At 42.6% G+C, this 11,418-nt stretch carries 10 protein-coding genes; 5 read left to right on the forward strand and 5 right to left on the reverse strand.

What is annotated here, in order from left to right; all coding sequences use genetic code 11:
* Nucleotides 1-54 precede the first annotated feature (54 nt).
* A complete protein-coding gene (locus tag H5163_RS10270; protein ID WP_182735061.1) occupies nucleotides 55-828 on the forward strand; it encodes an NADP-binding protein in 774 nt (257 codons plus the stop codon).
* On the opposite strand, the gene hutH is transcribed toward H5163_RS10270, so the two are convergent.
* The 3 genes from hutH to hutC all read right to left on the reverse strand — a co-directional run bounded on the left by hutH (nucleotide 825) and on the right by hutC (nucleotide 4,844).
* Nucleotides 825-2,357, reverse strand: coding sequence for a histidine ammonia-lyase (gene hutH, locus H5163_RS10275; RefSeq protein WP_182735062.1), 1,533 nt, complete (start codon nucleotides 2,355-2,357; stop codon nucleotides 825-827). The two genes, H5163_RS10270 and hutH, sit on opposite strands and share 4 nt — an antisense overlap.
* 2 nt (nucleotides 2,358-2,359) lie before the next feature.
* Entirely contained in the window at nucleotides 2,360-4,033 is a 1,674-nt protein-coding gene (gene hutU / locus H5163_RS10280) for a urocanate hydratase (protein ID WP_145238458.1), read from the reverse strand.
* A gap of 103 nt (nucleotides 4,034-4,136) precedes the next feature.
* Nucleotides 4,137-4,844: a histidine utilization repressor gene (gene hutC, locus H5163_RS10285; RefSeq protein ID WP_145238461.1), complete on the reverse strand. Its 708-nt coding sequence runs from the start codon at nucleotides 4,842-4,844 to the stop codon at nucleotides 4,137-4,139.
* A gap of 109 nt (nucleotides 4,845-4,953) precedes the next feature.
* On the opposite strand from hutC, the gene hutI reads away from it, so the two are divergent.
* Nucleotides 4,954-6,201, forward strand: coding sequence for an imidazolonepropionase (gene hutI / locus H5163_RS10290; RefSeq protein ID WP_182731683.1), 1,248 nt, complete (start codon nucleotides 4,954-4,956; stop codon nucleotides 6,199-6,201).
* Nucleotides 6,202-6,331: 130 nt separating this feature from the next.
* Nucleotides 6,332-7,987 carry a GGDEF domain-containing phosphodiesterase gene (locus tag H5163_RS10295; protein ID WP_182731700.1) on the forward strand — a complete coding sequence of 552 codons (1,656 nt, stop codon included), beginning with the start codon at nucleotides 6,332-6,334 and terminating at the stop codon, nucleotides 7,985-7,987.
* 7 nt (nucleotides 7,988-7,994) lie between these two features.
* On the opposite strand, the gene H5163_RS10300 is transcribed toward H5163_RS10295, so the two are convergent.
* Nucleotides 7,995-9,041 carry a formimidoylglutamase gene (locus H5163_RS10300; protein ID WP_182735063.1) on the reverse strand — a complete coding sequence of 349 codons (1,047 nt, stop codon included), beginning with the start codon at nucleotides 9,039-9,041 and terminating at the stop codon, nucleotides 7,995-7,997.
* Between the two features lie 3 nt (nucleotides 9,042-9,044).
* Nucleotides 9,045-9,542 (reverse strand): ribonuclease E activity regulator RraA, encoded by a 498-nt coding sequence (rraA, locus tag H5163_RS10305; protein WP_145238473.1) that lies wholly within the window; start codon nucleotides 9,540-9,542, stop codon nucleotides 9,045-9,047.
* A 218-nt stretch (nucleotides 9,543-9,760) separates the two neighbouring features.
* Here rraA and H5163_RS10310 point away from each other — a divergent pair, with 218 nt between their 5' ends.
* Together H5163_RS10310 and H5163_RS10315 are read left to right on the forward strand one after the other, a co-directional pair.
* On the forward strand, nucleotides 9,761-10,300 hold the full coding sequence (locus tag H5163_RS10310; protein ID WP_145238476.1) for a phosphatase PAP2 family protein: 540 nt from the start codon (nucleotides 9,761-9,763) through the stop codon (nucleotides 10,298-10,300).
* Nucleotides 10,297-11,325, forward strand: coding sequence for an MJ1255/VC2487 family glycosyltransferase (locus H5163_RS10315; RefSeq protein ID WP_182735064.1), 1,029 nt, complete (start codon nucleotides 10,297-10,299; stop codon nucleotides 11,323-11,325). The genes H5163_RS10310 and H5163_RS10315 overlap by 4 nt, the downstream gene beginning before the upstream one ends.
* Nucleotides 11,326-11,418 lie beyond the last annotated feature (93 nt).

Raw genomic sequence — 11,418 nt, forward strand, 5'->3', positions numbered from 1 at the left:
GTGTGCGATGAGAGAAGTGAACAAATTTCTATTTAATTGTAAGGGTGATGTTACGTGGCGGGTAAAAATAAAGACCAATTAATAGTATTGGGCGCAGGTTGGTTGGGTCAGCCATTGTGCTTACAACAGCTCGCAAAAGGTTGGGATGTTCAAGGCACCCATCGCAGCGCAGAGCATCAACATGCTTTTCAGCGCCAGTTAGTATTTGCAGATCAGCAATTAGCTCATCAACTAGATTTACATAATGCGTGGTGGGTGTGTGCTATACCACCACGTAGTCGCCACGCTGATAGCCATTATTTAGCCACGTTAAAATTAGCCATTGAACTGGCAGGCACCATGAATGCAAAAGGCTTTTTGTTGTGTTCATCAACGGCTGTGTATGCTCAAGATAATCTAACCTATACAGAGCAAAGTGAGATTAAAGTAAGCACTGCACGCCAACAGCCATTAATTGATGCTGAGCAACTGGTATTAAATGCGGGTGGAAAAGTACTTAGACTCGGTGGTTTAATTGGGCCAGAGCGAGAGCCTGGGCGTTTTGTGGCAGGCAAAGAACTACAAAGTTCGAGCAACCAAACCGTTAATATGGTGCAGCAACAAGATGTTATTAATGCGATTGTTACTGTGTTGGAGAATTGGCAAGTTGCAGCGTCAATTTACAATGTAGTCAACCCAGCTCATCCAACCAAAGCAGATTACTATCAGCAAAAATGCCAGCAATACGGAACAACCCCCCCTACATTTACGAGTGACGAAAGCGCCGAACGCATCATTGATGGTTCGGCTATTGAATCACTTGGTTTTAACTATCAGTTTGCTATTTAAAACGACGGTAATACGCCTTTAGGTAATAAATTACACAACTCACCTTGCTGTAATAATAAATTAGCTGCTTCGATATCTGGGCCAAAATAACGGTCTTTATCGTAGTAGCTCACTTTTGTGCGCAGTGTTGCTTTAGCTTGTTCAACTTTGGCTGATGCCTGCAATGGCTTTCTAAATTCTAACCCTTGCGCAGATGCCAACCATTCAATTGCCAGTACGCCTTGCGTGTTATCAGCCATTTCTTGCAGACGACGTGCTGCAAAAGTTGCCATAGAAACATGATCTTCTTGGTTAGCTGAAGTTGGTAAGCTATCCACAGAAGCAGGATGCGCCAATGATTTATTTTCAGACGCTAATGCTGCTGCGGTTACTTGTGCAATCATAAAGCCTGAATTAACGCCGCCGTTTTCAACTAAGAAAGGTGGCAACTTTGATAAGTTTGAATCAATGAGTAACGCAATACGACGCTCAGCTAGTGCACCAATTTCGGCAATCGCTAATGCTAAATTGTCGGCTGCCATAGCCACAGGCTCGGCGTGGAAGTTACCTCCCGAAATAATATCGCCTACATCAGCAAATACTAATGGGTTGTCGGTTACACCATTAGATTCACACAACAACACTTCGGCTGCTTGGCGAATTTGCGTTAAACACGCACCAAGTACTTGTGGCTGACAGCGTAGGCAATACGGGTCTTGTACTTTTTCACAATCCACATGAGCTTCGCTGATCTGTGAATGTTCACCGAGCATATCGCGAAACATTGCCGCGGTATCGATTTGACCAAGTTGGCCACGAATTTCATGAATACGTGCATCAAATGGCGAGCGACTTCCCATTGCTGCTTCAATACTAATTGAGCCAATCGCGCAGCTTTGTGCATATAAATCCTCAGCCCGAAATAGCCCTTGAAGCGCAAATGCGGTAGAGGCTTGAGTGCCATTTAACAAAGCCAAGCCTTCTTTAGCAGCCAGTGTTAATGGCTCAAGACCGGCTATTTTAAGACCGTCAGCAGCGCTAATGAGTTTACCTTGATAGCGCATTTCGCCTTCGCCGAGCAGTGGTAAACACATATGTGAAAGTGGCGCTAAATCGCCAGATGCACCTACCGAGCCTTTTTTTGGCACGCATGGATAGACTTGTGCAGCAAGTAACTGCATAAAGAATTCGATCACTTTTAGGCGAATGCCAGAAAAGCCACGTGATAATGAATTAATTTTCAATACCATCATCAATCGTACTGTGCTGTCATCCATATAAGCACCGATGCCCGCAGCATGGGAAAGTACAATGGATCGCTGGAGTAACTCTAATTCATGTTCAGCAATTTTAGTATTGGCGAGTAAGCCAAAACCGGTATTAATGCCATATACCGTTCTGTGTTGGTCAATCACGTCTTGCACGGTTTGTGCACTGGCTGCTATTTTTATCTCGCTATCTTTGGCGAGTGTTAACGTCACTGGTGATGAATTAATTTGGCGCAGTGTTGCTAAATCGAGCTTTCCAGGTGTTAGGGTGAGTTTAAACATGATTATTCCTTATTTAACATTGGCAGGTCGAGGCCTTGCTCGGTCGCACAATTAATTGCAATATCGTAACCTGCATCCGCGTGGCGCATAACGCCCGTTGCAGGATCATTCCATAATACGCGGCCAACCCGCGCAGCTGCTTCGTCGGTGCCATCAGCAACAATGACTACGCCAGAATGTTGGCTAAAGCCCATACCTACACCACCACCATGATGAAGTGACACCCATGTTGCACCTCCTGCGGTATTCAGTAATGCATTAAGTAATGGCCAATCTGATACTGCATCTGAGCCGTCTTTCATTGCTTCGGTTTCACGGTTTGGACTCGCAACTGAGCCTGAGTCTAAATGGTCACGGCCGATCACAATCGGTGCTTTAAGCTCACCATTTTTGACCATCTCATTAAACGCCAGCGCTAAACGAGCGCGGTCTTTTAAGCCAACCCAGCAAATACGAGCAGGTAAGCCCTGGAATTGAATACGTTCACGAGCCATATCAAGCCAGTTATGTAAGTGTTTGTCGTCAGGAATAAGCTCTTTCACTTTTGCGTCGGTTTTATAAATATCTTCAGGATCGCCTGATAATGCCACCCAACGGAATGGACCAATTCCTTCGCAAAATAATGGACGAATATAAGCTGGCACAAAACCTGGGAAATCAAAGGCATTTGTTACGCCTTCGTCAAATGCCATTTGACGAATGTTATTGCCGTAGTCAGTTGTTGCAGCACCAGCTTGTTGTAGTGCTAACATTGCGTTGACTTGCACAGCCATCGATTGCTTAGCTGCTTTGACAACCGCTTGTGGATCTTGTTCACGCATTTTAGCCGCGTGTTGCATGCTCCAACCTTGCGGTAAATAGCCATTCAACGGGTCGTGAGCAGAGGTTTGATCGGTCACTACATCGGGAGTAATAGCTCGGTTAACAAGCTCACTAAATACATCAGCGGCATTACCAAGTAAGCCGACTGACAGCGCTTCGCCTTTGCCACACGCCTCGTTGATAAGCTCCAGTGCATGATCTAAATCGGTTGCTTTAACATCCACATAGCGGGTTTTGATCCGAAAATCGATACGCGTTTCATCGCATTCAACTACGAGTGCGCTAAATCCCGCCATGGTTGCCGCAAGTGGCTGCGCGCCGCCCATACCGCCTAAGCCACCGGTTAGCACCCACTTTCCAGCAGCGTCACCATTAAAATGTTGTTTTGCCATCGCTACAAAGGTTTCGTAGGTACCTTGTACTATGCCTTGTGATCCAATGTAGATCCATGATCCCGCAGTCATTTGGCCATACATCATCAAACCAAGTTTATCGAGCTCGTTAAAATGCTCCCAATTAGCCCAGTGAGGTACTAAGTTTGAGTTGGCAATTAATACTCGCGGTGCATTACTGTGAGTTTTAAATACCCCAACAGGTTTGCCTGATTGTACGAGTAGCGTTTCGTCGTCTTCGAGTCTGTCGAGAGTTTCGATGATTTTATCAAAGCAAGGCCAATCACGCGCTGCACGACCAATCCCACCGTACACAACTAAAGCATGTGGATGTTCGGCTACTTCAGGATCTAAATTATTCATTAACATGCGCTTAGCTGCTTCGGTGAGCCAGCTCTTAGCGCTGATTTTATCGCCGTGTGGGGCGCGGATAACGCGAGATTCATCAAGTCTGTTGTTCATAGATTACTCCTGTTGTATATACAAGCTTATTGGTTTCAAAAAATACGCTGTGAAGCGCATCATTTTTGATTTTTATATTCTTTCTAATGTTATTTTTTACATATTACTTTTTAAAAGTTAAATGTCCGCCTAAGCGATACTTACTACCCGGTGATACTAAACGGGCAAAACTAACAATCCCAGATGATGACCAAGTACGCCTAATCACCTGTAAGCATGGCTCTTCATGGTATAAATTAAGCCATTGGCACATTTCGCTGTTAGGCATTATTGCTTCTACCGTATGGCGCGCTTCCGTTAATGGTGCGACGCTCGATAAATATTCGTGCGGAGTTAACGCAGTAAAATCTTGTTGAAGGTAGCTTGTTGCTAGTGCAGGGTTAACAAAGCGCTCCTCAACTTGCAGTGGCTGTTCGTTTTCGTTATGCACTAATACACTGCGATACACCACGCTATCTACTTCAACACCCAGTGCAATCGCAATTGGCGCAACGGCGCTGATAGATTCAAGCACTAATACTGTACAGCTATAATTGCCGTTACGGGCCTTGACTTCATCTGCTATATTTTTGATTTCAAGCAATGATGATTGCGATTTAAAACTGGCAACGAACGTGCCTAAACCTTGACTACGAGTCAGTATACCCGCTTCGGTGAGCTCGCTTAATGCTCGGCGCGCAGTCATTCGACTAACACTAAATTGTTCTGCTAATTCATTTTCAGAAGCCACACGTTGGTTTTCAAGCCATGCGCCGCTGCGGATATTATCAACAATAAATTGCTTTATTTGTGCGAACTTAGGTGTCGTCATTTGAATTATTATGGTCTTTTAAATTTGTTATTAACTATAAGATGGCATATTTACCTTGTATATACAAGATGACTTGTTAGACTGATAAAAAATAATTTTCGGAGTTAATATGACAACAATAACTGCAAATGATCCGGCTAATGACTGGGATTTATTGATCACAGATGCCAATATCGCAACTATGGATTGCAGTATTGCAGCCCCTTATGGCGCCATCGAAAATGCAGCATTGGCTATCCGCAAAGGTGTCATTGTGTGGTTGGGTAAACAAGCCGATTTACCTAAATTCGACGTATTAGCAACGCCGATGCTTTCAGCAAAAGGGCAGTGGCTAACACCTGGTTTAATTGATTGTCATACCCACTTAGTGTTTGCCGGCTCAAGAGCTGAAGAGTTTGAACAGCGTTTACAAGGTGTTAGTTACGAGCAAATAGCAGCGCAAGGTGGGGGGATCGCTAGTACGGTAGCAGCAACACGAGCTGCGGATCATGAGGCTTTATTTGTGCTCGCGAAGGATCGTCTCAATGCCCTCTATGCCGAGGGAGTGAGTACCGTTGAGATCAAATCTGGTTACGGACTTGATTGCGAAAATGAAGTTAAAATCCTCGAAGTGGCACGTTTGTTAGGTGAAAATCACCCGATTGATGTAAAAACGACATTTTTGGGGGCGCATGCCCTACCTTTGGAATATAAAGGTCGCAGTGATGAGTATATCGATCTGGTTTGTAATGAGATGCTTGAGCAAGTGGTCACTGCAAATTTAGCCGATGCTGTCGATGTGTTTTGCGAAAATGTTGGTTTTAGTAATGAGCAAACTCGCCGAGTTTTTAATGCCGCAAAAAAACATAATTTGCCAGTGAAATGTCATGCTGAACAGCTTTCAAATCAGCAAGGAGCACAATTAGTCGCTGAATTTAATGGGTTATCTGCTGATCATATTGAACATTTAGATGAAGCTGGAGTAAAGGCCATGGCTGCAGCAGGCACTGTAGCGGTATTATTACCCGGGGCATTTTATTTTTTACGCGAAACCAAACAGCCGCCAATTGAGCTATTAAAGCAGTATCAAGTACCAATAGCGATTTCGACAGACTTTAATCCAGGTACATCACCCTTGTGTTCTTTGCAATTAATGATGAATATGGGGTGTACTTTATTTCGCTTAACTCCTGAAGAAACTCTCGCCGGAGTTACGCGTAATGCCGCAAAAGCATTGGGTTTAACTGATCGCGGAGTGTTAAAAGTCGGCATGCGTGCCGATATAGCTCATTGGCAAATATCCCACCCAGCACAATTAAGTTATCAATTTGGCGTGAATAAACTGTTAAATCTGTGGATTTTGGGTAGACTAAATTAGTCTGTTGTAATGTTGTACTCAAAAAATGATTTTAATTGCGCTATTAACAAATACGGGACTTGAATATTCTGCAGGGAGCGCTTTTTTAAACAATATATTGACGCCTACTTTTTTAGCCGGCGCTATTTTTATGGCGATGATCTGTGCCTTGTGCGTGGTTAAAAAGCCATTACTGCGCTTTAGCTATCTCAGCAATGGGGTACTTGGGTTGGCAGTATTAAGTGGCGGCTTTAACTTTTTGGAGTTACTATTTGCACTGAGTATTGGTTTGCATTTATGGCTGGCATTTTCGCAAAATAAGTGGACTATGCTCACTTTGAGCTGTTGCTCAGCACTCGTATTTACGGTGTGCTTAGCGGCTCATTTACTACTTGAGTTACCTCTTTATTTAATTGTACTGGCGAGCATTGTACTGGCGATGTCTGGCTATTTTGATGATGAAGAACTTGTTGCTGAGGCTGATGACGCAGCGCATATAAATCACTTTATGGAGCCTGCGCCGTTATTAAATCTTCCCGATATTAAGCAGTTACGCCAAGGCTATTACGACTGGCGTAAAAACAATCAACAACGAGCTGCGTTGGTGGTTATCCGGTTGGAGGGGTTTGCTCAGGTTAATCAGCATATTGGCCGAGACTTTGGGGATTTACTATTAGCGCAGTCTGCAAACCGTATTAAGCAGCTACTGCTTATTGAAGAAGTGATTAATTTAGCTGGGGAACAAAAATTAGCTCACCTTGGTGGCCTAAATTTTGCGTTTATATGTAATTTAGCGCAGCAAAAACATCTACATGAGCAATTAATCAATCAAATACTAGGGGCCACCTTGAAGCCGTTTAATGTGGCTAATTGCACTATTAAAGTCAATGCACGGGCCAGTTTCGTTGATTGCGATGAACAAGAAAATAGCTTTGATAATTTAATTTCGTTTGCTTACCTCGCTTTAGATAGCCACCCAAAACAACAAGTGGTGGTGTACCATCAACAAATGAGAATAGAGCAATTAGAACAGCAAGCGCGTTTGAAAGAATTAGCAAATATCGATTTTTCTAGCGAACTTGAATTGTATTTCCAACCCATCATTTGCAATCACGATGAAAAAATTGAATTTTTAGAGTTGTTACTGCGTTGGCAACATCCCAGACAAGGGATTTTATCGGCTAATCGATTTATTGATGATATACGTGTTGCAGGGCTTGCTTATCCATTAGCCACATTTGTTATTGAACGCGCCGCAGAGCTTGCAATGGCACTGCGCATGGAAGGCATAACGATGCCTTTGAGTATAAATTTATTTGGCTCTGAAATGCTAAATGAAGAATTTATCGAATTCCTTGATCACATTTTTATCGAACATCAACTACAAGCTGGCGATTTAATTGTCGAGTGTCCACTTAATCTGTTTATGAGTTTAGATGAGCAAGGTAAAGCAATGGTCGCACGCATCAATAGCATTGGTATTAAAGTCTGTGTGGATGGCCTTGGTGATAGCCCTATTTGGCTTGCTAAGTTACCAAATTTAGCCGTTGCATATGTAAAAATAGCGCCTTCATTAACTGCTGATTTCAGTCATCAAAGCCATGTTCGTAGTTTGATAAGTGGTATGGTTGATATGCATAACCAACAAAATGCGAAGGTAATTTGCGAAGGGGTAGAAACACTGGAGCAGCTTAATTTTGTAAAAAGTTTAAACGCCTATGCCGCGCAGGGTTATTACTATAGTCATCCACTTAGCAGTGTTGGCATGATCTCTTGGTTAAAACAATGGCAAATAGAGCATCCGTAATCGTTTTTTAGTTTGCTTTGGCTTGTAAATAAGCATTCACGAGAGCTGTGATTATTTGCCCTGCATCGCTCATTCCGGCCTGTATACCACTAGGATGTTGGTTGGGGGCTGCTTCACATAAATGCAAGTATTGGCTGTTTACTTGACTGGCAGCTAAATGCACAAAGTGTTCGGCATCGCTAACACTAAAACCACAATTGGTATACGCACTGACGGGCATTAATGAAATGCTATCAAGATCCACTTCAACCCCAAGTGGTGCATCAATTAGATTATATAGTGCCTGCTGGCATGCTTCAGTTAAGGTTTTTTCGCGCCTAACTTGCAGCGCTTGGTAGCTATCATAACTAAATTGGGCAGCAGCTAAAGCATCAATAATTGCTTGATTGTTTTTCAGCTCGTGCATGCCAATAACATGATAATTATTTAAGTGTTGCTCGTTATATGCATAGCGAAAACCATTACCACTATGGCGGCCTTCACAGTCACGGAAATCGGCATGAGGGTCAAAGTTGATCGCGTTTATTGGGCGCTGTTTATGCTTGCTTAATGCGCGAATAATACCAAGGCAGTTATTATGGCCACCGCCAATAACGATTGGCTCTAACCCTGCAGTAAAAATTAAGCTCAGCACTTGCTCAACACGTTGATCAAGTTGGGCGCATAACTGGCGTAATTGTGTTAGTTGCTGAGGATTTTGGTTTGATAAATCGCGCGCCGCAAGAGTCAAATCGCTGATCGCGACTTCGCCTAATAACAAAACTTTTTCGTTCGCTAAAAATTGGTTATCAGGTTGATTTAAAAAGCGTTTAAGAAATGCTTGCCAGCCATCTTCGGCACCACCATTGCCTAAGTTGGCGCGTGGCCCGATATCTTCGCAAATACCTAGTAATACATACTTAATACCAAATTGCGCGGCATCGTGCATGGCTTGTAAAGGATCAACACCAGTGTCAAGTAGGGCTATTGACTGCCATGCTTTTCTTTCATTAGCGCGACTGCTACACCAAGGTTTTACAGTCGCTTCATCATAGATATGTAGGTGGTTTGACACTCGTTATTCTTCTACGATTTCCAGTTCAAGTTCTTCACCAGATAATACAATACCGGTGCTATCTGCATAGATAAAGTCGTCATCAAAAAATGATACACCAGCGAAGTTAACGCCAATGCCGTCTTCACCAGCCCCGGTGCTGTCTGCTGCAACAGGGATTGAAGCAATTGCTTGAATACCTAAATCAAGCTCTTCAAGTTCATCAACATGACGTACTGCACCGTATACCACAATGCCTTGCCAGTTATTTTCTACAGCTAGTTCAGCAAGCTCGATGTCGATTAATGCGCGACGAGTTGAACCACCCCCATCAATTAATAATACACATTCTTCGCCGTCTTGAGAGAGTATGTCGCGGATCAGTTCATTATTTTCAAAACATTTGACGGTTTTAATACGGCCACTAAAATTGTGGCGACCACCAAAGTTAATAAACATAGGTTCGAGCACATCGACCACATCGGCAAAGTGATCGCATAAATCTGAAGTGCTGTAATCCATTTTTCTATCCTTTCTAAAGATACGTGAGCTGATGTTCAGTATACCTTTCTTAAATGCAATAACAACGACTTAATAACAGTAAATTGCGCTCTTTTTAAACAATTATTGCGCTAAAACAGGAAAAGCAATATTAGTGTCTTAAAAGCGTCACTCAATTGTTATTTTCACCGCCTAAGCTGAATTTGTGTACAGAGTTTGCACAATTAAAGGAGCAAGTAATGAGTGAGAACAACATGCTAAAAAAAGTTGTCCAACTGGACCAAAGTTTGTTTTTGATGCTATTTAATGGCAATGCCCCAAAATGGTTAAAAAATTCAGCTTTAGGTTTCTCAAAAACAGGCAATGGAGGGCTTTATGTATTAATCGCTGTTGGTTTTGGCTGGCTTAGCAGTGAAGCTGAATTACGGCTTATGGCGATGACTCTATTGCTGGGCTTTTTAATTGAGCGACCCATTTATTACGTGGCTAAAAATAGTTTTGCCAGAATTCGGCCATGTGATTGTTTAGTAAAAGGCGCTTACATTACGCCCAGTGATAAATTTAGTTTACCGTCAGGGCACAGTGCTGGCGCATTTTTAGTGGCCGTTATCTTAGCGCAGTATTTCCCGCAATTCGCAGAGTTATGTTTTTTGTGGGCAACTGGGGTCGCAGCATCGCGGGTGTTACTTGGGGTACATTTTCCTGTTGATGTAGTGCTTGGTGCATTGATGGGGGGAAGCTGTGGTTTATTGGCAATCTTGATAGTGGCTACCTTATGAAAATACTTTATGGCATTCAAGGAACTGGTAATGGTCATATAACCCGAGCACGGGTGATGGCGAATGCGTTTAAGCAAATGGGGATTGCTGTAGATTATGTGTTTTCAGGGCGAGCCCAGCAGAATTACTTTGATATGGACGAGTTTACTAATTATCGCAGCTTTCGGGGGTTATCTTTTACTACTCAAAATGGTCAAGTCAATAGTTACCAAACAGTGAAAAATAGCCGTATATGCAGATTACTAAAAGATATTAAACAGTTAGATGTATCGGGTTATGATTTTGTGTTTAATGACTTTGAACCGATCACCGCATGGGCAGCAAAACGCCAAGCAGTGCCAGTCATAGGCATGAGTCATCAAGCTGCATTTTTATCACCCAAAGTACCAATGTTTGGGCATAGTTTGCTGCGCCGCTCATTCATAAAATATTATGCTCCTGCTGATACCTACTTAGGCGTGCATTGGCAACCATTTGCGCAAAATATCATTCCTCCTTTTATTGCTCATCATCAGCATGATAATCCAGTCAATGTTGACAATAAAGTATTGGTATATTTACCTTTTGAAGAACTGCGAAGTGTGATTGATTACTTACAAGAGTTTCCTGAAAAAGAATTCTATTGTTACCACCCGCAAGCACAAAATAGTTCAACCGCGAATATTCATCTACGAGCCCCTTCACGTGGTGGCTTTTTAAATGATTTAGCTAATGCCAGTGGTGTGATCGCAAATGCGGGTTTTGAGCTCTCTAGCGAAGCACTAAAATTAGGTAAAAAACTGTTATTGAAACCATTGTCAGGGCAGTTTGAACAAGACGCCAATGCACAAACATTATTAGCAATGAAAGCCGCGCACGTAATGAATTACTTAAACCCCAATGCGTTGGATGATTGGCTCAATAGTACCTCACAAAAACAGATTAATTTTCCAAGTGATCCAAAGCCATTAGTTGAGTGGTTAGCTGCAAGACAGTGGCATAACACACAGGAATTACATCAAAATTTGTGGTCTTCGGTAGGCTAAATTTAAAATCAACTGATTTTTTAAAACACTGTAGTAAAAAACAATAATAATGTAAGCCAATTGTTAGTTATTTAACTATACTATCTTGCAGTG

Origin of the sequence: Pseudoalteromonas sp. SG44-8, assembly GCF_014164125.1 — a bacterium.
Lineage (GTDB): Bacteria > Pseudomonadota > Gammaproteobacteria > Enterobacterales > Alteromonadaceae > Pseudoalteromonas > Pseudoalteromonas rhizosphaerae.

What these genes read in the sequence shown, in the direction of transcription:
- hutH (WP_182735062.1), bottom strand. Translation starts at nt 2,357, where the DNA reads ATGTTTAAACTCACCCTAACACCTGGAAAGCTCGATTTAGCAACACTG.
- hutU (WP_145238458.1), bottom strand. Translation starts at nt 4,033, where the DNA reads ATGAACAACAGACTTGATGAATCTCGCGTTATCCGCGCCCCACACGGC.
- hutC (WP_145238461.1), bottom strand. Translation starts at nt 4,844, where the DNA reads ATGACGACACCTAAGTTCGCACAAATAAAGCAATTTATTGTTGATAAT.
- hutI (WP_182731683.1), top strand. Translation starts at nt 4,954, where the DNA reads ATGACAACAATAACTGCAAATGATCCGGCTAATGACTGGGATTTATTG.
- H5163_RS10295 (WP_182731700.1), top strand. Translation starts at nt 6,332, where the DNA reads ATGGCGATGATCTGTGCCTTGTGCGTGGTTAAAAAGCCATTACTGCGC.
- rraA (WP_145238473.1), bottom strand. Translation starts at nt 9,542, where the DNA reads ATGGATTACAGCACTTCAGATTTATGCGATCACTTTGCCGATGTGGTC.
- H5163_RS10310 (WP_145238476.1), top strand. Translation starts at nt 9,761, where the DNA reads ATGAGTGAGAACAACATGCTAAAAAAAGTTGTCCAACTGGACCAAAGT.
- H5163_RS10315 (WP_182735064.1), top strand. Translation starts at nt 10,297, where the DNA reads ATGAAAATACTTTATGGCATTCAAGGAACTGGTAATGGTCATATAACC.